At 66.3% G+C, this 18,990-nt stretch carries 18 protein-coding genes and 1 pseudogene; 16 read left to right on the top strand and 3 right to left on the bottom strand.

The features are described from left to right. Positions 1 to 329: 329 nt before the first annotated feature. On the bottom strand, positions 330 to 1,775 hold the full coding sequence (locus KEG38_RS53125; protein WP_272428702.1) for a catalase: 1,446 nt from the start codon (positions 1,773 to 1,775) through the stop codon (positions 330 to 332). Between the two features lie 507 nt (positions 1,776 to 2,282). On the opposite strand from KEG38_RS53125, the gene KEG38_RS53120 reads away from it, so the two are divergent. The 3 genes from KEG38_RS53120 to KEG38_RS53110 all read left to right on the top strand — a co-directional run bounded on the left by KEG38_RS53120 (position 2,283) and on the right by KEG38_RS53110 (position 9,731). Then, the gene (locus KEG38_RS53120; protein ID WP_272428700.1) at positions 2,283 to 7,745 is read left to right on the top strand and encodes an AAA family ATPase; all 5,463 of its coding nucleotides are present in this window, start codon (positions 2,283 to 2,285) and stop codon (positions 7,743 to 7,745) included. Positions 7,746 to 7,933: 188 nt separating this feature from the next. Next, a complete protein-coding gene (locus tag KEG38_RS53115) occupies positions 7,934 to 8,959 on the top strand; it encodes a hypothetical protein (protein WP_272428699.1) in 1,026 nt (341 codons plus the stop codon). A 397-nt stretch (positions 8,960 to 9,356) separates the two neighbouring features. Then, positions 9,357 to 9,731 carry a hypothetical protein gene (locus KEG38_RS53110; protein ID WP_272428697.1) on the top strand — a complete coding sequence of 125 codons (375 nt, stop codon included), beginning with the start codon at positions 9,357 to 9,359 and terminating at the stop codon, positions 9,729 to 9,731. Positions 9,732 to 9,844: 113 nt separating this feature from the next. Here the strand turns inward: KEG38_RS53110 and KEG38_RS53105 are convergent, their stop codons facing one another. Beyond that, positions 9,845 to 10,108 carry a hypothetical protein gene (locus tag KEG38_RS53105; RefSeq protein WP_272428696.1) on the bottom strand — a complete coding sequence of 88 codons (264 nt, stop codon included), beginning with the start codon at positions 10,106 to 10,108 and terminating at the stop codon, positions 9,845 to 9,847. Between the two features lie 318 nt (positions 10,109 to 10,426). Here KEG38_RS53105 and KEG38_RS53100 point away from each other — a divergent pair, with 318 nt between their 5' ends. The 12 genes and pseudogenes from KEG38_RS53100 (at position 10,427) to KEG38_RS53045 (ending at position 17,169) form a co-directional block, all read left to right on the top strand. After that, positions 10,427 to 10,969: an RNA polymerase sigma factor gene (locus KEG38_RS53100; protein WP_272428695.1), complete on the top strand. Its 543-nt coding sequence runs from the start codon at positions 10,427 to 10,429 to the stop codon at positions 10,967 to 10,969. Between the two features lie 190 nt (positions 10,970 to 11,159). Further along, positions 11,160 to 11,906, top strand: a complete 747-nt coding sequence (locus KEG38_RS53095) for a diguanylate cyclase (protein WP_272428692.1) — start codon at positions 11,160 to 11,162, stop codon at positions 11,904 to 11,906. Positions 11,907 to 12,110: 204 nt separating this feature from the next. Beyond that, complete coding sequence (locus KEG38_RS53090) at positions 12,111 to 12,824, top strand: glutathione S-transferase family protein (RefSeq protein ID WP_272428690.1); 714 nt, start codon at positions 12,111 to 12,113, stop codon at positions 12,822 to 12,824. Between the two features lie 141 nt (positions 12,825 to 12,965). Beyond that, positions 12,966 to 13,454, top strand: a complete 489-nt coding sequence (locus KEG38_RS53085; protein WP_272428688.1) for a VOC family protein — start codon at positions 12,966 to 12,968, stop codon at positions 13,452 to 13,454. A gap of 52 nt (positions 13,455 to 13,506) precedes the next feature. Further along, positions 13,507 to 13,710 (top strand): annotated as a pseudogene (locus KEG38_RS53080) (transposase); the annotation flags it as partial. Between the two features lie 608 nt (positions 13,711 to 14,318). Continuing rightward, positions 14,319 to 14,549 (top strand): hypothetical protein, encoded by a 231-nt coding sequence (locus KEG38_RS53075; protein WP_272428687.1) that lies wholly within the window; start codon positions 14,319 to 14,321, stop codon positions 14,547 to 14,549. Further along, positions 14,546 to 14,857, top strand: a complete 312-nt coding sequence (locus KEG38_RS53070; protein WP_272428685.1) for a hypothetical protein — start codon at positions 14,546 to 14,548, stop codon at positions 14,855 to 14,857. Before KEG38_RS53075 ends, KEG38_RS53070 begins: the two co-directional genes overlap by 4 nt. Further along, positions 14,854 to 15,111 (top strand): helix-turn-helix domain-containing protein, encoded by a 258-nt coding sequence (locus KEG38_RS53065; protein WP_272428683.1) that lies wholly within the window; start codon positions 14,854 to 14,856, stop codon positions 15,109 to 15,111. The genes KEG38_RS53070 and KEG38_RS53065 overlap by 4 nt, the downstream gene beginning before the upstream one ends. After that, complete coding sequence (locus KEG38_RS53060; protein ID WP_272428681.1) at positions 15,108 to 15,704, top strand: sigma-70 family RNA polymerase sigma factor; 597 nt, start codon at positions 15,108 to 15,110, stop codon at positions 15,702 to 15,704. Before KEG38_RS53065 ends, KEG38_RS53060 begins: the two co-directional genes overlap by 4 nt. A 136-nt stretch (positions 15,705 to 15,840) precedes the next feature. After that, entirely contained in the window at positions 15,841 to 16,161 is a 321-nt protein-coding gene (locus KEG38_RS53055; protein WP_272428679.1) for a hypothetical protein, read from the top strand. A gap of 40 nt (positions 16,162 to 16,201) precedes the next feature. Beyond that, positions 16,202 to 16,708, top strand: coding sequence for a hypothetical protein (locus KEG38_RS53050; RefSeq protein WP_272428678.1), 507 nt, complete (start codon positions 16,202 to 16,204; stop codon positions 16,706 to 16,708). Continuing rightward, the gene (locus KEG38_RS53045; RefSeq protein WP_272428676.1) at positions 16,705 to 17,169 is read left to right on the top strand and encodes a hypothetical protein; all 465 of its coding nucleotides are present in this window, start codon (positions 16,705 to 16,707) and stop codon (positions 17,167 to 17,169) included. The genes KEG38_RS53050 and KEG38_RS53045 overlap by 4 nt, the downstream gene beginning before the upstream one ends. Before the next feature lie 29 nt (positions 17,170 to 17,198). On the opposite strand, the gene KEG38_RS53040 is transcribed toward KEG38_RS53045, so the two are convergent. Next, on the bottom strand, positions 17,199 to 18,326 hold the full coding sequence (locus tag KEG38_RS53040; protein WP_272428675.1) for a transposase: 1,128 nt from the start codon (positions 18,324 to 18,326) through the stop codon (positions 17,199 to 17,201). 248 nt (positions 18,327 to 18,574) lie between these two features. Between KEG38_RS53040 and KEG38_RS53035 the strand changes: the two genes are divergently transcribed. Further along, positions 18,575 to 18,787, top strand: a complete 213-nt coding sequence (locus KEG38_RS53035) for a hypothetical protein (RefSeq protein ID WP_272428674.1) — start codon at positions 18,575 to 18,577, stop codon at positions 18,785 to 18,787. Positions 18,788 to 18,990: the final 203 nt, after the last annotated feature.

The following is an 18,990-nucleotide window of genomic DNA, read 5'->3' as shown; positions in this document are numbered from 1 at the left end:
CATGCCGAGGAGCGAAGAAGGTCGGAGGAAGGCAACGGCGCACGTCAACGCGGCTACCGCCACACGGAAGCGCAGCGTAAAAACCGCGCTAAAGGCCTTGACGTCGGAGCTGCCTCATCGTCGCCGTGCTCGCTTCGCTGCGCGCGGTGCGAGGCTTCGCCTCGCAGCCTTTCGCCTTCCGACGCTCTCGTGAACCCTCACGCGACGCTTCGGTGGCATTCAATAGCAAGTTGAGCACGACTCGCTGAAGCTGAATCGAATCACCGAACACGGGGGGAAGGTTGGGGGCCAACGCGGTCTCGAGCACCACCTCGTGGACCAACGCGCCGCTAGCCCCGGTCAAGGCCGAGCGCCCGCGCCACCCCGGCCCCGTAAGCGGGGTCGGCCTTGATGCAATTGGAGACGTGCCGGCGTTGGACCTCGACCGACGCGCCGCCGAGCGAGCGCGCGGTGTTGTCGAACAGCGCCTGCTGCTGCCCAGGAGACATCAATCGGAACAGGCAACCCGGCTGCTCCCAGTGATCCTCGTCCATGCGATGATCCCAATGCGCTGCGTCGCCGGCGACGGGCAGCGGCGGCTCGCCTGCGCTCGGGCTGTCGTTCCATTCGCCGTGTCGATTGGGGAAGTAGGAGGCCGTGGCGCCTAGATTGCCGTCGACGCGCATCGCGCCGTCACGGTGGAAGCTGTGGAACGGGCACCTCGGCGCGTTGACGGGGATCTGATTGAAGTTGACGCCCAGTCGGTAGCGCTGCGCGTCGCCGTACGAGAATAGCCGCGCCTGCAGCATCTTGTCCGGCGAGAAGCCGATCCCGGGGACGATATTGGCTGGCGAGAACGCGGCCTGCTCGACCTCAGCGAACACGTTGTCGGGGTTGCGATTCAGCTCGAGGACGCCGACCTCGATGAGCGGATAGTCGGCCTTCGGCCAGACCTTGGTGAGGTCAAACGGGTTGTGCCGGTGCGTCCGCGCCTGCGCCTCGGTCATGACCTGAAGGCAGAGCTTCCAGCGCGGAAACCGACCCGCCTCGAGGCTTTCGAATAGGTCGCGCTGGTGGCTCTCGCGGTCTCGCCCCACGACCGCTTCAGCTTCGGCGTCGCTCAGGTTATCGATCCCCTGCTGGCTGATGAAGTGGAACTTGACCCATACGCGCTCGTTCTTGGCATTGAGCATGCTGAAGGTATGGCTGCCAAAGCCATGCATCGTGCGGTAGCTGCGCGGGATGCCGCGATCGCTCATCACGATCGTCACCTGGTGGAGCGCCTCGGGCAGCGACGACCAGAAGTCCCAGTTATTGTCCGCGCTGCGCATCCCGGTCCGGGGGTCGCGCTTCACGGCATGATTGAGGTCGGGGAAGCGCAGCGGGTCGCGAAAGAAAAACACCGGCGTGTTGTTGCCAACGATATCCCAGTTGCCTTCTTCGGTGTAGAACTTCACCGCGAAGCCGCGGATATCACGCTCGGCGTCGGCGGCGCCGCGCTCGCCGGCGACTGTCGAGAATCGCACGAACACGGGCGTTTGCTTGCCGATCTGGGCGAACAGCCGCGCGCGGGTGTAGCGCGTGATGTCGTGCGTGACGGTGAACGTCCCGTACGCCCCTGAGCCTTTGGCGTGCATGCGCCGCTCGGGGATGACCTCGCGGTCGAAGTGCGCCAGCTTCTCGATCAGCCAGATGTCCTGCAGCAACGCAGGGCCGCGCGGACCGGCGGTTTGGATGTTCACATTGTCCACCACGGGCGCCCCCGTGGCGTGCGTCAATTTCGGCCTGGTAGACATCGGTGCCGCTCATGTAACGCAATCCTGCCGGCGCAGGAAACCCGACCTTGGTCGGGTTTCGATGTCAGGCTACATTCGCTGCGATGCAAGTTGCGCGCAAATCGCATGACATCGGCGACCCGACGCTGCCTGCATCTTCTGCATGACCGGCCCGCCGTGCCGAGAGCTCTGCGCGGGCCAATCCTTCGCGAATTGCATATCCGATGTGAGCGCAAGATTCGCCATCGCATCGTGCCCGAGCGGGGAGACCCATGACTCCAGCCGCGTTGAGCTGACGAACATCAGAAGGGCGTGGCGGCGGTGAAGGGTGCGCGGTGGGGGCGGGGGTCGAGGGGTAGGGGGCCGGCTTTCGCGGAACAATTGTGACGGTCAGCGCAACTCGAATTGTCATTGATCAACTGTGTCACTTTTGGTAGTTGCCTTGGGCCGCGCCTGGCAGTGAGCCGGACCGTCGCTTCCAGTCAACGAGTCCATGTCCACGCGAGCGCGCCCTCGCAGAGGACGAGCATGAACGAGCTGTCGGCTGGATCGGTGCTGCTCCGACACGATGGGGAGTGGGAGCTGTGGCGACGACTCGGGACGGCGCAACTGCCACCATCGCTCGTGCTCGCGCCTACTTCGAGACACGTCTCGGTCGAGCGCCTGCTTCACGAGCACGACCTCCGCGACCAGCTCGATCCGACCTGGGCAGTACGTCCCCGCGAGCTCGTGCAGGAGGCGGGCAAGCCGGTGCTCCTCCTCGACGACCCGGGCGGAGAGCTCCTCTCCACACGGCTGAAGCAGAGCGGCGACCTCGGTTCGCTGTTGCGAATCGCGACCGAGCTTTCGAGCGCTCTCGCCAGAACGCATGCGCACGGCTTGATTCACCAGGATATCCGTCCGGCCAACATTCTCGTCGACGCGGGCGGACGTGTCCGCCTCACTGGCTTCGGGCTCGCCATGCGCGCCGATCGCGAGCTCCGCATCTTCGACGCGGGGCGACACGGCGCGAGCTCGCTACCCTACATCGCCCCGGAGCAGACCGGCCGCATGAACCGTTCCGTCGACATGCGGAGCGATCTCTACTCTCTCGGCGTCACGCTGTATCAGCTCCTGGCCGGTGATCTGCCGTTCTCGGCATCGCTTCCGATCGAGTGGGTCCATTGCCACATCGCAAGGCCGCCGGTGCCGCTCGAAGAACGCGCCCCCGCGCTTCCGGCGACGATCGCCGCGATCGTCATGAAGCTCCTCGCCAAGGCACCCGAGGACCGCTACCAGACGGCGGCTGGCGTGGAGGTGGATCTCCGGCGCGGCCTCGAACAATGGGAAGCCGGAGTCGTATCCGCGTTCCCGCTCGGCGAAGCCGACATACCGGACCGCTTGGTCCTGCCTGAGCGCCTCTACGGAAGAGCGCGCGAGATCGACGACGTGTTACGCGCGTTCGAGCGCGTGGCCACCGAGGGAACCGCAGGGCTGCTCCTCATTTCCGGGCCCTCCGGCATCGGGAAATCGGTCGTCGCGCGCGAGCTCGATCGAGCTCTCCTCGCAAGACCGGGTTGGTTCGCGTCCGGCAAGTTCGATCAGTACAAGGGGAACATCCCCTACGCGCCGCTCTCGCAGGCTTTCGGCACTCTCGTAAGGCAGCTCCTCACCCGCTCGGAGGAGGAGCTCGCGCCGTGGCGTGAGGCGCTCGTCAGAGCGCTCGGCCCGAACGCCCCCCTCATGTGCGAGCTCGTGGCGGAGCTTTCCCTCGTCCTCGGACCGCAGCCGCCGGCTCCCGCTGTGCCGCTCGAGAACGTGCGGGACCGCCACTTCTTGGCCTTCCGTCAGTTTCTCTCGGCGTTCGCCCGAAACGACCGGCCGCTTGCGCTCTTCCTCGACGACCTCCAGTGGCTGGATCGCGGCACGCTCGATTTCGTCGACCACGTCGTGGCGCACCCGGACGTGAAGCACGTCCTCGTCGTCGGCGCCTACCGCAGCAACGAGGTCAGCGAAGCGCACCCGCTCACCGCGACGATCCGTCGGCTTCGCACCATGAGCGCGCCGCTCGTGGAGGTCGAGCTCGCCGGCCTCTCGAGCTCGCACGTGAGCGAGCTCTTGACCGACACGCTCCGGGCTCCTCCCGCCGACATCGACGACCTCTCTCGGCTCGTCGTCGAGAAGACGGAGGGCAATCCCTTCTTCGCGCTCCAGTTCTTTCGTGAGCTCTGTGATGCCCACTTGATCGGCTTCGATCGAGAACGTTGCCTTTGGGCGTGGGACCTCGACGTGATTCGAGGACGTCCTTCGACCGACAACGTCGTCGAGCTCATCCTTCGCCGCATCGAGCGGCTTCCGAGCACCACGGGCGACGCGCTCGCGGCGCTCGCGTGCTTCGGGAACGCCGCCGCGGCTGCCGAGCTGGCGAGCCACTGCGAGCGCGAGCTCCGAGAGATCGACGGCGGCCTCACCGACGCCGCCGCCGTCGGCCTACTCCAATCCGGGGCCTCGGGGTTCTCGTTCGTCCATGACCGCGTGCGCGAGGCTGCCTACTCGCTCCTCTCGGAAGATCAGAAGGCGGCGCTCCACGCGGCGATCGGTCGCAAGCTGCGCGGCGCGGCTCCGGCGGACATGGTCGAATCCGTGTTCGACGTCGTCGGACACCTGACGCGCGGGCTCCCGTTGTTGTCGGCGTCGGAGCGAGTGGACCTCGTGACGTTGAGCCTGGCCGCCAGCAAGCGCGCGAAATCGGCCGGCGCTCATGCGACCGCGCGGACGTACGTGAGCGAGGCGACGCGGATCCTGAAGAGCCTCGCGTCGGATCCGTGGCCCTTGCACCCCGAGCTCATGTTCGAGCTCGCCTACACCCATGCCGAGTGCGACTCGCTCTGCGGTGAGCTCGCGAGCGCCGAGCATCGACTCGCCGATCTCGCCGCCCGTACCACACGCCTGACCGACGCCGGAAGAGTCGCGGCGCTGCGCACCGCCGTCGCCGGCTACGCGGGTGACTCCGCCCGAGGCCTCGAGCTCGGGCTCGAGTACCTGGCTCGGGTTGGAAGCCCATTGCCACCGGAACCCACGGAAGCGGACCTCGCCCGAGAATACAGCCGGGTTCGCGAGCAGCTCGGGACGAGGAGCATCGTCGCCCTCGCAAGCCTTCCGATGTCCGACGACGACATTCACGCCCAAACCCTCGAGCTCGCGGTCCAGCTGGCCAAGGCGGCGCGGTGGAGCAATCGCGATCGGCTCTTCGATCTCTTGGCCTGCCGCATCGCCAATCTGAGCCTCGAGCGCGGCCACGCGGAAGCCTCGGCCGTCGGCTATGTGCTGCTGGGCGTCGTGGTCGGCCCCAGTTTCGGCGACTACGCCCTCACGCGCCTGCTCGGAGAGCTCGTCCTCGAACTCGTCGAACGCCATCGGCTCGACAGATACCGCGCCCTCGCGCGATTTGGCGTGGGTTCGTTGATCGCGCATTGGTGCCAACCCTTCGACGCTTGCGTACGCTACATGAGGGACGCGCTCGCAGAAGCACTCCCCATCGGAGAGCAGTTCGTCGAAAGCGCGGGGTTCCACATCGTCTCGATCTACCTGGCCAGTGGAAGCCCGCTCGCCGACGCAGAAGCGGAGGCAGTCGCCGCCCTCGAGGCGGCGACCAGGCTCAACGTTCTGCCGTGCGTCGGGCTCGCAGCCGACCAGCTCCGGTTGATCCGCACGCTGCGGCGGGCCGGCGGTGCCTTCCCCGATACGTCGGACGAGTCGCGCGACGAGGCGGCCTTCGAGCGCGACCTCGAGACGAACCCGGGGATGCCGCTCGTCACGTGCTGGTACTGGATCCGCAAGCTGACCGTCCGCTTCCTCTCGCGGGATCTCCCGACCGCGCTCCACGCCGCCAACGCCGCGCGCGCGCTCATCTGGTCTTCGACGTCGAACGTCGAAGTGGAAGAGCACCACTTCTACGCTGCGCTGGTGCACGCGGGGCTCTGCGACGGCGCGCTGCCCGAGGCCACACACGCGCATCGCGAGAGCCTGGCCGAGTACAAGCGGCAGCTCGACATCTGGGCGACCCACTGCCCCGAGAACTTCGGGGCGAAGGCGATTCTCCTCGCGGCGGAGACGGCGCGGATCGAAGCGCGGGTTCTCGACGCGGAGGGCCTCTACGAGAAGGCCATCCGCATGGCGCAGGAGCATCACCTGACCCACGTCGAGGCGATCGCCAGCGAGCACGCGGCGCGGTTCTACGAGCGGCGCGGCCAGGCGATCGTCAGCGAGGCCTATCTCCGCCACGCTCACGCCGCCTATCGCGCCTGGGGCGCGGAGGCGAAGGTGCGCGCGCTCGAGCATGCCCACCCGTTCCTCTTGGAAGGACAGCGCGGCGGAGGCCCCGCCGCGCTGGCGCGTGGGCTCCACGAGCTCGATCTGACGACGGTGGTCCGCCTGAGCCAAGCGATCTCGCAGGAGATCGTGCTCGAGCGATTGATCGAGACGCTGCTCAAGGCGGCGCTCGAGCACGCCGGCGCGCAGCGAGGTGTGCTGCTCCTGCCGCGCGGAGAGGCCCTCGAGGTCGTCGCCGAGGCGCGCGCGCAGCCCGATGGCGTGAGCCTCGACCTCCGGCGTGCTCCCGTCTCCGAGCGCGAACTCCCGCTCGCGCTGCTCCACTATGTTCGGCGGACGCAAGAGAGCGTGCTGCTCGGGGATGCGGCCGAGACAAACCAGTTCTCGGAGGAAGCCTACTTCCGTCGACGCGGATCACGCTCGGTGCTCTGCCTTCCCCTCGTCAAGCAGGCGCGGCTCGTAGGCGTTCTCCATCTGGAGAACGACCTCGCGCCTGGCATCTTCACACCGGGGCGCTTCGCGATCCTGGAGCTCTTGGCGTCGCAGTCCGCGATGTCGCTCGAGAACGCGCAGCTCTATGCGGACCTGCGGCAGGCCAAGGTCTACATGAGCAAAGCCGAGAGCATCGGTCAGACGGGCACCTTCAGCTGGAAGCCTCGGACGGAGGAGATCTTCTGGTCTGACGAGGTGTTCCGCATCTTCGGTGCGGCAAGCTCGCCATCGGTGGAGTCGATGCGCGCGCGCATCCATCCCCACGACCTCCGCATCTTCGATGCGCTCGTCGCCGACCCCTCGCGCCTCGTGGGAGGCCCGCAGGTCGAGTATCGGCTGATGATGCCGGACGGCTTCGTAAAGCACGTCAGCATTTCCGCCCATCGCGTATCCGGCGACTCGACGGAGCAGGAACAGTACGTCGGCGCCATCCGGGACGTCACGGAGGTCAGACGTTCGGAGGAGGCCCTCCAGCGCACGCAGGCAGCGCTCGCCGATCTCACGCGGGTGTCGAGTCTGGGCGAGATGGCAGCCGCGATCGCCCACGAGATCAGTCAGCCGCTTGCCGCGATCAGCGCCAATGCGAGCGCCTGCGTGAACTGGCTCCAGCGTGACCCGGCGAATCCGGGAGAGGCTCGCGAGGCCGCGAGCTCTATCGCCCGCGACGTCACGCGGGCGGAGAACGTGATCCGTCGGCTCCGAGCCCTGTTTGGACGCTCAGGGGAAGCGCACGTGCCGCTCGACCTCAACGAGGCGATCCGAGAGGTCGTCCTGCTGACACGGGCCCGCGTGCAGCGGAATGGCGCAGCGATCCGCCTGGACCTCGCCGAAAAGCTTCCCCCGGTGCTCGGCGACCGCGTTCAGCTGCAACAGGTCATCGTGAACCTCGTCGTCAATGCGTCCGAGGCGGCATACGGTGTAGCCCCCGGTCCCCACGAAATCCTGGTGCGAACGCGCCTGACCGATCCCGATGTCCTTGTGCTCGAGGTGAAGGACAGCGGTCCGGGCGTGAACCCGGAGGAGGCCGCGCGAATCTTCAGCCCTTTCTATACGACCAAGCAGGGAGGCATGGGGATGGGCCTCTCGATCTGCAAGACCATCGTAGAGAACCACGGTGGTCGGATTGGAGTGCGTCCGAACGAGGATCGAGGGGCGAACTTTCACGTCTCGCTCTCGGTTGGGCGCTAGAGCATCGACCGGTTCGATGCTCTAGGCATCGGCCGAAGGACCCGGCGCCGCCCGGGCGGCGATGGCGCTGCGGGTTGAGGGGCGCTTGCAGCTTGCTCCGCGCTTCTCCATTCAAGCATGGGCGGAAGAGGACTGGTTTATTTGTCCTACACGCTTGCCACCGCCTGGGCGGGCGCGGATGATGGGTCATGCGCTTACCCCCCATATCAGCATTCCTGTCGCCGATTGTCCTCATCGCCGCATCCATGCAGTCCGGCTGCGACGTCTACGGTGGCAAGACAGACGGACAGGATGGGAAGCTCGGCTTCTACGAGCCGCGCGAGTACCCCGCCGATAGCGGCTCGTCGGTGCTGGACTTCGAGCGTCCCATCGCGCTAGGGGCGCGCGCGGACGTCTGGGTGCTGGGCCCAGGGCTCGGCACGCTGATGGCCGCCGAAAGCGATGCACCGGAGATCGTCAGCGTGGTCTTCGACATTTACCCGATCGAGTTGCGCGCCGAGTCGGAGGGCGAGACGACCCTCCGCGTGACGGCCAGCAACGGCTCCGATAGCCTGCCTCTCACCGTCCAGCGGCCCGACGGGGCGCGCGTCTGGGTGCTCTCGACGCCTCCTCTCTTCGACAAACCGGATGGCTTCTACGGCCAGGGCTACGCGCTGCGTCCCGGCGCCTCCCTCCGGGTGGCGGCCGAGCCGCGCGCCGGCACCACAACCCTGCTCGGCTTCGATCTCTTCGATTGGTCGATGGACCCGGAGCTGCTGGCCCACGAGGCCGACGCTCAGGTCGTCAACACGCGACGCGTCGAGGCGCTCGGCAAGTCCGGCATCGCCCACATCAAGACCCAGCTCGGCGGCGACCTCGAGATCGCAACGCTGTCCGCGGAGGATAAGCCGACTTTGAAGCTCTACAGCTTCGCCAGCGATCTGGACAACCCGGTCGAGATAACGGCGCTCGCGCCGGGCGATCTCGGCGGGTTCGCCCTGGTCGGGAACGACGCGTCCGGCCGCTATGTCCAACCGAGCACGCAGGACGACCTAACGTTCGCGGCCGCGATCACCAGCGGCTCGGTGGTGCTCATCGAGGCGGAGCGCAGCGGTCGTTTCGTGTCGCTGCGCGCCTGCGCCGGAGTCGGCACCCTGCAGATCTCTTATCTGGGCGCCGAGCTCTCGGTCCCGATCGAGGTCACGCCGGATGTAGCGGACGAGTCCTGTCCATAGGGTATGTTCGACGCTGTTCGGGCTACTCGCGGTGACTGGGTTGCGCATAACGCATCCGGTCGAACGGCGGAGCTACGCCTGCATCGCCGACGATTGCGACAAACAATCGGCCTCCTGCGACTACCGGCTGCCCATCCCCATCGGGGACTGCACGCTCAAAGGCGCCGCCTACACCTGCAACGCGCGCGATAACCTGTTCGAGGACCATCCGCTCTGCGTAGCCAACGCGAACAAGCACCTCTGGGGCGCCCCGCCCGCCCACCGTCTCCGGCACCGAGCGGTGCAGCGACATCAAGACCTACCAAGGCCTCGTCCTCCCCTCGAAAGACGCCTCGCCTCGCGCCTCGAACGTTCGAGATTTGCATCGTGGGTCGGAAGCTGTAGCTTGCACTCCGCTATGTCCGATCCGCTCTCCGCCAGCACCAAGGTCCGCATCGGAGGCGCTGTCCTCCTCGGCGCCGGCCTCGTGTGCTTGAAGATCGCCGTCATCGACGTTCTCGCGGCCGCGCGTGCCTTCAACGGAACGGTCACGACGTACATCAAGGCGACGGTCATCGCGCCGCTGTTCATCGCGCTTGGTTTGCTGTGCCTCGTCATCGGTGCGCCGCGCGAGCCCAAGCCGGGATCGCTGGTCCTCTACTTCGTGACCGGACATGGTCGGGACAGTCGGCTGAAGCCTCTCGGCTACGTGGGCGTCTTCATCATGATCGGGATCGGGCTCGGCCTCCACGCCTGGGTGAACGGCGAGCTGCGATCGCTTGGCTATGAGTAGGACGACGCGGGCCGGCGGGCCGCGGTCGTGAACATCGCCGCTCCACGCGTTTTCGATCCGCACGCTTCGCATTCCACGCGGAAAACGAAAACCCGCGCCGATCGCCGAGCACTTCATCGATACATCCCTGGCGGCCGCCACCCTCCGCCATGGCGGTGCCCCGGGGGCAGCCGGTTGCGGTAGAGCAGCAGGGGGCGCGCGGCGTCGATCGATGGGTCGCCCACGGGGAGCATCGTGAGGAGCTTGCCTGCGGCGACGTGCGAAAGGGCTACGATCTCGACATCCCCCGCCGCGGCGGCCGTGATCTCGTTCTGGACGAGCACTTCGAGAAGCGTCGTGCGCGGGTAGGCTCCGGGAACGCCCCAAAGGGCGGCCACGGGGCGGGAAGTGGCACCAACATGCGCCAACGGGGTCGATCCGCCGTCAGCAGGACGCAGATCCATCGGGTTGCGACGGGTGAGGGCCTCCGGAATCCGAAGCGGAAGCGGTAGCGGCAGCCGAGATCTCCCACTCATTCACGCGGCTGCATCCCGCAATCCCCTGTGGATCCTGGTTCCTTCAAGACGAACCATTCCCCCCATTTCCCGGTTGCAATCCCCGCCAAACCATGAGACACAAAAAAGCGACGCCAGCCGGCGCTAGGACACCGACCGGCGTCTCCCCACAACCCCGTTCCATCCCCGGAGTCATGAGTCATGACAACGATACCGCTCCATCCGCCGCCGGCAAACTTTACGGCGGCGCACGCCCTCCTCGGGCGCCTTTACCTCGAACATCGTGATTTCCTGCGCCGTCTTCTTCTCGGCCAAGCGATCCCATCCGGCGACGTGGACGATGTCGTGCAAGACGTCTTCCTCACGGCCTGGCGCCGCCTTGAATGCCTTGTCACGCCGGAGCAGGCTCGCCCGTGGCTCCTGGTGATCGGGCTCAACCATGCGCGCAACCATCGAAAGCTGGCGCGTTGCGAGCGCGAGGTCCTCGCGGGGCTTGCGGATGACTTTCCCGAGCGGGAAGACGAAGCGGAGTCGATCGGAATGTTCGTCCAGGCGACGTACGGGCTCTTCCGGCTCAAGCGCTTCCTCTTGAAGATCGGGCCGCGCATCCGGGCCGTGGTGGTGCCGTACCTGGAGGGCCGTTCGATCCGGGAGATCGCCGAAGCGCTCGGCATCAAGACGAAGACCGCCCACGCCCGCCTGCGGCTCGCCCGGGAGCAGCTGAAGACGCTCGCGCTGGCGTGACCACCATTGGTGGCGGTCGATAGCGTCTCGACGAATTTTCAAGCTACTCTATGGAGCCAACCCCACGCTGCCGACCACCATGATCATCTGCTGCTCGCACGACCAGGCAGGACCCGACACCCTCGTCATCATCTACGCGCGCGATCGTGAGCTCCTGGGTCATCGATACAAGCTGGACCCCGCCGCCACGGTGGTCACGGTCGGACGCCACGCTGAAAACACCATCACGATCGACGGCGACGCGGTCTCGCGGTGCCATGCGCGTTTCGAGAAGCGCGCCGAGGGCTGGTGGGTGGTCGACAACAACAGCACCAACGGCACCTTCGTCAACGACGAGCGGGTGTCAGGGGCGCTGCTGCGCTGTGGCGATCGGGTGAACCTCGGGAACACGATCTTCAGGTCCTGCTGCGCCGAGTGCGGGCGGCTGATCGACGAAACAAAGTACTCGACGTCGCCGATCGACGGCCTGACAAAGGCGTACAACCGCCGTTATCTCATCGAGCAGCTCGACGCCGCGTTGCGGCGCACGGAGCACCCCGAGCATCCGCTCGCGCTCGTGATGTTCGACCTCGATCATTTCAAGAGGATCAATGACTCGTTCGGGCACATGGCGGGTGACCAGGTGCTACGAGAGGTCGCGTCGCTCACGCAGCAGCACGTGCGCCCGGGCGATGTCTTTGCACGATACGGCGGGGAAGAGTTCGTGTTGATGCTGCCCGGGACCGACCTTCAGGGAGCCGCGGCGCTGGCCGAAACGATCCGCGCAGCGGTCGCGGCCCACGTGGTGACGTTCGAGGAGCACACGATCTCGCTGACCATCTCGGCGGGCGTCGCACAAGCGGACGAGAATACCTGCGTCGCCAACGATCTCATCAGGCCGGCAGACGAGAGGCTCTACCAGGCCAAATGCGACGGCCGTAATCGCGTGCGCTCGTAGGGGCGCACGAGAGCGCCGATCCGTTCCACGTCCCCGATCCTGCGCCATCCTCGTGCGGAGCTGTTCGACGACGCCTTCCAGGACGAACTCGCCAAGATGTAACCGGCGATAGAAAGGACACCGTTGACCGCCACGCGGGAAGCGTGCTACGCCCCCGAGGAGACGGAATCCTGGTTTATTTGTCCTGGACGCTAGGAGAGCCTGATGGCCATCGATTCCAGTTCCCCGATCGAGATCACCGCGTTCAAATGGGTGCCTGAAATCGCGCGGGGTCAGGTGCGAGACCTGCGCGTGCGCTGGGCGCTCGAGGAGGTCGGCCAACGCTACGAAGTGCAGTACCTCGTGCTCGGCGAGCACAAGCAGCCGCCGCATCGCGCGCGTCAGCCGTTCGGCCAAGTGCCGACCTATCAGGACAGCGAGGTCACGCTGTTCGAATCGGGCGCGATCGTGCTGCATATCGCGGAACGGTTCGAAGGACTGTTGTCCGACAATCCCGCGGCGCGGGCGCGTGCGATCCAATGGATGTTCACCGCGCTCAACACGATCGAGCCGCCCCTCACGGACTATTTCGTCACCATCTTCGAGGCCGGCAAGCCGTGGTCCGAACCGCGCCGCGCCGCGGTCGAGGCGCGCGTTCACGAGCGGCTCGGCGAATTGTCACAACGACTCGGCGACCGGCAATGGCTCGATGGCGGCGGCTTCACGGCGGGCGATCTGCTGATGGTCACGGTGCTGCGCATTGTCGAGGGCAAGGGGCTGGTCGAGCAATACGATAACCTCGCCGCTTACATGGCACGCGGCATTGCACGCCCGGGCTTCAAGAAGGCTCTGGCCGACCAGTTGGCGGGGTTTGCCGAGACACCGCCGCCCGAAGCGTCGGCGTGGATGGAAAAGCAGCAACAAGGAAAGCGGTCCTGACGGCTTCGTCGCGGCGGTGGAGATCGCTTTCGGCGCCATCGTCACGGGGCCGCACGAGGTGCCCGGCGGCCGACTGGATTGTTCAGGGCACCGATCCGCAGGGCGCCGACTTCGGTCGGCGGCAAAGAGAGGAGAGGAACGATGAACAAGAACACGATCTGCCTGTGGTACGACCATGACGCGGAAGAGGCCGCGCGCTTTTACGCCCGGACCTTTCCCGACAGCGCGGTCGGCGCGGTGCACCGGGCGCCGTCCGACTTTCCAGGCGGCAAGGCGGGCGACGTCCTGACGGTCGAGTTCACGGTGTGCGGCGTGCCGTGTATTGGCCTCAACGGCGGGGCCACGTTCAAGCAGAGCGAGGCGTTCTCCTTTCAGATCGCCACCGACGACCAGGCGGAGACCGACCGTTATTGGAACGCGATCGTCGGCAACGGCGGCACGGAGAGCGCGTGCGGCTGGTGCAAGGACAAATGGGGCCTGTCGTGGCAGATCACGCCGCGCGTCCTGACCGAGGCGATGGCCAGGGGCGGCGATGTGGCGAAGCGCGCGTTCGGGGCGATGATGCAGATGCGGAAGATCGATGTCGCCAAGATCGAGGCGGCGGTGCGCGGCGAGGCCGTGCCGGCATGAGCCTTCAGCTCTCCGCGCATCGGTTCTAGGCCTACGGACTGTTCGGGATCCGCCCGGGGGTGGCAAGCCCCGCATCCGCGAGGGCGTCGCCAAAGATCGACGCGTGTCGATCGAGGATCCGCAGATGCGCCACGGGCGCAAGAGCAAATCCAAGCGCTTCAAGGGCTACAAGCAACACATCGCGAATGACCTGGATACCGAGCTGATCCGGGCCGTCTCCGTTACGCCCGCCAATCGTCCCGAAGGCGAGGGTGCGGCAGGGACGCGAGCCTCTGCTAGCGACCTGGCCTTCCGCATTCGCGTGGACGCGAGCCTCTGCTAGCGACCTGGCCTTCCGCGTTCGCGTGGACGCGAGCCTCTGCTAGCGACCTGGCCCTCCGCGTTCGCGTGGACGCGAGCCTCTACTAGCGACCTGGCCTTCCGCATTCGCGTAGACGCGACCCCCGCTCGCGACCTAGCCCTCCGCATTCGCGTGGACGCGAGCCGCCGCTTGCGACCTGGCCTTCCGCATTCGCGTAGACGCGAGCCGCCGCTTGCGACCTAGCCTTCCGCGTTCGCGTGGACGCGAGCTCTGCTCGCGACTTGGCCTTCCGCATTCGCGTGGAGGGGTAGTGCCCTAATTCGCCCCAATTCGGCAAACTAGGGCGCTTCGACGATTGCGACCGCGTAGGATGTGGCCTGCCTGAAAAGGCGCCGCCCCGTGGGACCTGTGAACCCCACGAGGCGACTTGGCCGCAACCCCTCTTGCCGAGGTCGCAACCCATGCTTCGTCTAGTACACCCCGCTCCGCGGGGCCAAGGGACTCGTCCGCCTTCCGACCGGAAGAGCCCGGCTCTTTTCCCCACGTCCGAAGAGCGCGCCCACATGCGGGCCGCCGAGCGCAACATCTCCCGCGCCTACGGCGGACGCGATGTGCTCGCCGCCGCGATGGGCGTCTCCCGGAGCGTCCTCGTCAACATGCGGCGCGGGACGTCCTACGCCGTCGCCGTGCTGCTCGCTCGCGCGGGCGGCATCACCGTCGAGCAGGTCCTTTCCGGTCGTCCCCACGTCGCGGGAGCGTGTGCTCTCTGCGGTCGGAAAGGGGGCGCGTCGTGATGGCCGCGTCTCGCTTCACCGGATCCGGGCTGATCGAGATCCAGAGGTCGAACCTTCGCGCTCTGCTTCGCCATCTTCACCGCGAGCAAGGCTCATGGGTTCGCGTCGCCCATGCCCTCGGCTACCGGCGCGCCGTCGTCGTCGGCTTCTTCGACGGGACGGAACCCGGAAACATGGCGCTCGCGCGAAGCATCGCGCGCGCCGTGGGCTTGTCGCTCGACGATGCCCTCGCGGGCAAGGCTCCCCCGAGGAAGCCGCCGTCGCTCGTCCTCGTGACGTCCCCGAAGCGGAAGGGAGGCGCGCGATGATCGAGCAAGATCATGAACCGCCGAGCCTACCCGCGGTCCTCACGGAGGAGCAAGCGGCGCGCGTCCGGAAGGCGCTCGCGCCCTTCGTCGCGGGGCGGACGGCGCGGGAATCGGCGAAGGCGCTCGGGTTCGCCCGCATGTACGTGCGCGCCGTCCTCCACGGGGAGATCCGCTGCACGCTGCTCTTCGCTTCGCGCGTCGCGCACGTGCTCGGGGTGGATCTCGACGCCCTCGTGCGGGGGGACGAGACGTGATCCGGCAGCGCGCCTCCCCCGGCGGGGGCGCGCCGATCGTCGAAGCGGACGCGGAGGACATCGAGGCCATGCGCCCGATGCTCCTTCGTCATGCCCGCGCGATCGGCGTGGCGAGCGCTCACGCTCCGGACATCGTGCAGGAGACGATCATCACGACGTGGGAAGCCCTGGCCGAAGGACGCGTCCGCGGCGGAGAGAAGACGCCGCCCGATGCGTCCTTGCTGGGCTTCATGAAGCAGACGGCGTGGTATCGGGCGCAAAATCTCATGAGGCGCGCATCGACGTTGTACGAGGCCCCGGCGTCCGCGCTTCGGGACGTCCCGATCCTCGTGTCGCCGGATCCGACGTCAGCGATCGAAGCGCGGGACCTGCTCGCGCGGGTCATGGCGTCGAGCCCGAGCGTCGCCCGCGTCGTGGAGCTGGCCGCCCGCGGACTCGTCGGGGCCGACGCGGCGCGAGAGGTAGGCCAGCCCCGGGCGACGTTCCACGCCCACGAGAAGAAGCTCCGCGCCGCCCTCCGGAAGCTCGGCGCGGCCCCCGCCCCGAAGCAGGCTCCACGCCCCACGTGGAAGACCCGCAAGCGCAAGCGCTGAACGCGCGAGCGCCGCCTACTCCGGCGGCGCTCGCCGCACCGCCGTGCCGCGATATGTACCGAACGGCACGCCTGATGGTCAGCTTTTTTTTGCTGTGGTCTTCGTGCTGACGTAGGGTAGAGTCGGGAGACGCCCCATGAGCCAACGGACTCTAGCCATAAACCTACAATATCCCGAAGACCCGCGCGAGATCCGGGAATCTTACACGAACTACATCGCTGTGAATGCAGTCGGCGAAGAGATCATTTTGGACATTTGCCAGCTTCAACCACAATCGATCCGGTCGCACGAGGATCGGCAAATGATCGATGCGCTGGTTCAGCAACGTCTCACCATGACGCGCGACCATGCAACGCGTCTCGTTCAAGTACTGCTTCGTACATTGAAGGCGGCCGAGGGTCTAGGGGTCGTCCTGGGGCTCCCTCAATCGGGCGACGACGCGACACCTACCGAATAAGGGCCATATGCCGCCCGCCTCAACTGCTACTACTACTTGTGTGGTCGCGGCCATTACAACGGCGGCAACCGTGTCAATTGCTGTCGCCGCTCCGACGGCTCCTAACGTCCAGAACGTTCACGAGTTGAATACCGTGGCAACGGTCGCCGCTCAAACGGATGTGTCGGCACACGAGGACCTGTTGCGGACATGGCTGCGAGCGACGACGGATGTATACGATGAGGTGCGCATTATGATAGAGCGAATGCGCAACAAGACGCTCGCCGCATTGGCTGAAACGAACATTCGTAGTCTTTTGAACGCCGCGCATACGTACCAAGCTAGGGTGCTCCCGCCAATAAGTGCAACGGAGGACGCGTATGATGGTGCGCTACTAATTGAATGGATCTTTCCGGGGCGGCGAATTGGCCTTACCATTGATCTCAACCCGGATGAAACCGGCTGGTATTACGTCGCGTCGGACGCATGTGGCGGAGTCGTACACTCGGGCGGCATGGAGTCCTTCGACCCGTTTCAGCTTGTCGCATGGGCACTACGGGAGACATGACATCCACAGCGGAGTTTCCCCACTATTGCCTGCGTGGGTTGCGTGGCAGCAAATGCATCCAAAACGGGGAAGTTGCGGCTACGGCGTTTCTTCCGGATGAGCGTACCGCTGCCAACCGCCCGGACGGTCGTAGCGAGACCTCTATAAATTTTGATGACGATCGCGAGGCTCTCGTCACCACACAGAAGGACACGAACAACGCCAAATACGGCGTTGCCAAGTTGTCCCTAGAAGCCATCGACTACGCGAGTCTTGCACTTGGGCGACCACTGCGGCTGGATTATGAGCGTTCTCCGACGCCAACCAACAAGTATCATGGGAATATCTTGTTCAGCGGCGGCTTGCGGAAGCGCGAAACCGCCACGCTTGCGGCTGTGCTAGCTACGCGGGCAACGCTTATCGAGAGTCATGCCAACACGGACACGAGTGGTGCGTCTTCCGGTTCGATCGAAAGTCGATAGAGCTTCCGGGATGTTGCGTGGCTAGCGCACTACCATTGCTCGTCGTTCGGATCGTCATCGAAGAACGCAAGTTGTCGCGGTCTCGGACGCCACGCGAACAGGTCAAGCTGCGTCCCCGGGGGCGGTAGCGGCTCGCGCGGAGCCTCCCCCGTCCCGACCCTCGCCGGGGGAGCGGCGGGCGGCGTAGGCGCGCGCGGGGCCTCGCTGGGCTTGCCCTTCCCGCCGTCCACGACGCGGAGGAAGCCCCGACCGCTGGGAAGCTCGCGGTGTGTCGTCTCGGGCACGCGGGGCACAAGCGGAACGGGCGCCGGGGACTCGCAAGGTTCCGCCGTCATCACGGCGGTCAGGAACTCGTCGAGCTCCCAGATGTGATCGGTGACGCCCGCAGCCATGGCGGGCGTGATCTTCATGCCCTTCTGCACGCGCCCCAGGTTGAACCACGCGTAGGAGAGCGCGAGTGCCGCACGGTGGTTCTCGGGCCGCTTGCTGAACGCCAAGCAAAGCCGACGCAGGCGCCCGTTCATGTGCCGGATCGTGAGGTTGTTGCGCTCGACGTGCGCCGTGGTTGACGTCGCGAGGTTTGGCGCGCCGAGAGCCGCGCGCTTCACGAGCAGAGGATCTCGCGACGGTTCGTACCTGTGATCCGGGCCCTTCTTCCCGCCCTTCTGCCACGTCTTGACGACCTGGCCGAAGTCGACGCCCGCGCCGAACGCCTTGGCGACCGCGGGCTCGTACGCCGCGTAACCGTCGCTCGTGATCTGCGGCATCGCGACGAGCCGGGCCCGGACGTCGGTCATGAAGGCGTCGGCGCTCGCCTGGTCGCGCCTCCCTGCGTGCCACGAGATCACCATGCGCGAGACGCCGCAGACGGCGACCCACACCCAGACGTCGCCGAAGCCCGCGGGATGCTCGGCCGTCTTCCGAGCCTCTTTGACGCCGCACCACGTCCAGATCTCATCCATCTCGATGAGCGTGCAGGAGAGGTTCCGCGCGAGTCGGTTGTGAAGGTGGCCCGCGCCCGTGCCCGCGGCGAAGGCGAAGCGCGAGATCGTGTCCTGGTGGACGCCCGTCATCCGCGACGCCGCACGCACGCTGTTGCCGTCCAGGAGCGCCGCGAGCACGCGCAGGCGCTTCTCGTGAGAGAGCAGGTTCGCCATGGTCCCCCGAAGCCGCAGGGCGCGACGGTTTGTCGTCGTTCGCTCACCCGCGGAAGGTCAATCGATGGGACCAACCTATCACGGAACACGTATGTTTTGCGGGTTTTCTGGGTGTCAATGGGACATTGAATGTCCTACGCGCGTTGCCCCGGACGACAACGATCCCCAATCCTTGACTCTGAGACGAGTGCAGGCGAACCAGGGTGAGTGTTGGCGGCGAGGTGCTGCCGACGCGTAGGAGAAGTCCCATGAAATCTACAGTTTCGTTTGAGATCGACCTGGCCGTCGCGGAGAGCGCGAAGGTCCCGACCGTCCCCAGCCCGCTCGCCGAAGCGAAGGCGTTTGGCGATGCGCTCGCGGCCCAGAAGCACATGACCAGGCACGTGGATCAGATGCGCGATGCGGCTGGCCTGGCGAAGGCGTTCCAGCCGCTCAAGGCGCTGCGTCCGTTCAAGAAGTGAGTCATGGGCGCCCGGGTTGGTTCGCCGGTCCGGGCGCCCTTTCCCATGCCCTGGTTTGAAGGGCTCGATCTGCCCTAATACCTTAGGAGATCCCCCGGCTCTGCCGGGGAGGCAGCCGAAGTTTGACATTTCCGGGGGTCTAAAGGCGGAACCCCCTTCGTGAGCCGCTCAAAGCAACACGAAAGGGGTTCCAGTGGACGAGT

The organism is Polyangium jinanense, from assembly GCF_028435265.1.
GTDB lineage: Bacteria > Myxococcota_A > Polyangia > Polyangiales > Polyangiaceae > Polyangium > Polyangium jinanense.
Note: the sequence above shows the minus strand (reverse complement) of the source record. Positions and strands in the feature narration are given on the sequence as shown.

Excerpts from the sequence above, each read along its gene's own strand:
- KEG38_RS53125 (WP_272428702.1), bottom strand. The coding sequence starts at position 1,775 with ATGTCTACCAGGCCGAAATTGACGCACGCCACGGGGGCGCCCGTGGTG.
- KEG38_RS53120 (WP_272428700.1), top strand. The coding sequence starts at position 2,283 with ATGAACGAGCTGTCGGCTGGATCGGTGCTGCTCCGACACGATGGGGAG.
- KEG38_RS53115 (WP_272428699.1), top strand. The coding sequence starts at position 7,934 with ATGCGCTTACCCCCCATATCAGCATTCCTGTCGCCGATTGTCCTCATC.
- KEG38_RS53110 (WP_272428697.1), top strand. The coding sequence starts at position 9,357 with ATGTCCGATCCGCTCTCCGCCAGCACCAAGGTCCGCATCGGAGGCGCT.
- KEG38_RS53100 (WP_272428695.1), top strand. The coding sequence starts at position 10,427 with ATGACAACGATACCGCTCCATCCGCCGCCGGCAAACTTTACGGCGGCG.
- KEG38_RS53090 (WP_272428690.1), top strand. The coding sequence starts at position 12,111 with ATGGCCATCGATTCCAGTTCCCCGATCGAGATCACCGCGTTCAAATGG.
- KEG38_RS53085 (WP_272428688.1), top strand. The coding sequence starts at position 12,966 with ATGAACAAGAACACGATCTGCCTGTGGTACGACCATGACGCGGAAGAG.
- KEG38_RS53075 (WP_272428687.1), top strand. The coding sequence starts at position 14,319 with ATGCGGGCCGCCGAGCGCAACATCTCCCGCGCCTACGGCGGACGCGAT.
- KEG38_RS53065 (WP_272428683.1), top strand. The coding sequence starts at position 14,854 with ATGATCGAGCAAGATCATGAACCGCCGAGCCTACCCGCGGTCCTCACG.
- KEG38_RS53055 (WP_272428679.1), top strand. The coding sequence starts at position 15,841 with ATGAGCCAACGGACTCTAGCCATAAACCTACAATATCCCGAAGACCCG.
- KEG38_RS53045 (WP_272428676.1), top strand. The coding sequence starts at position 16,705 with ATGACATCCACAGCGGAGTTTCCCCACTATTGCCTGCGTGGGTTGCGT.
- KEG38_RS53040 (WP_272428675.1), bottom strand. The coding sequence starts at position 18,326 with ATGGCGAACCTGCTCTCTCACGAGAAGCGCCTGCGCGTGCTCGCGGCG.
- KEG38_RS53035 (WP_272428674.1), top strand. The coding sequence starts at position 18,575 with ATGAAATCTACAGTTTCGTTTGAGATCGACCTGGCCGTCGCGGAGAGC.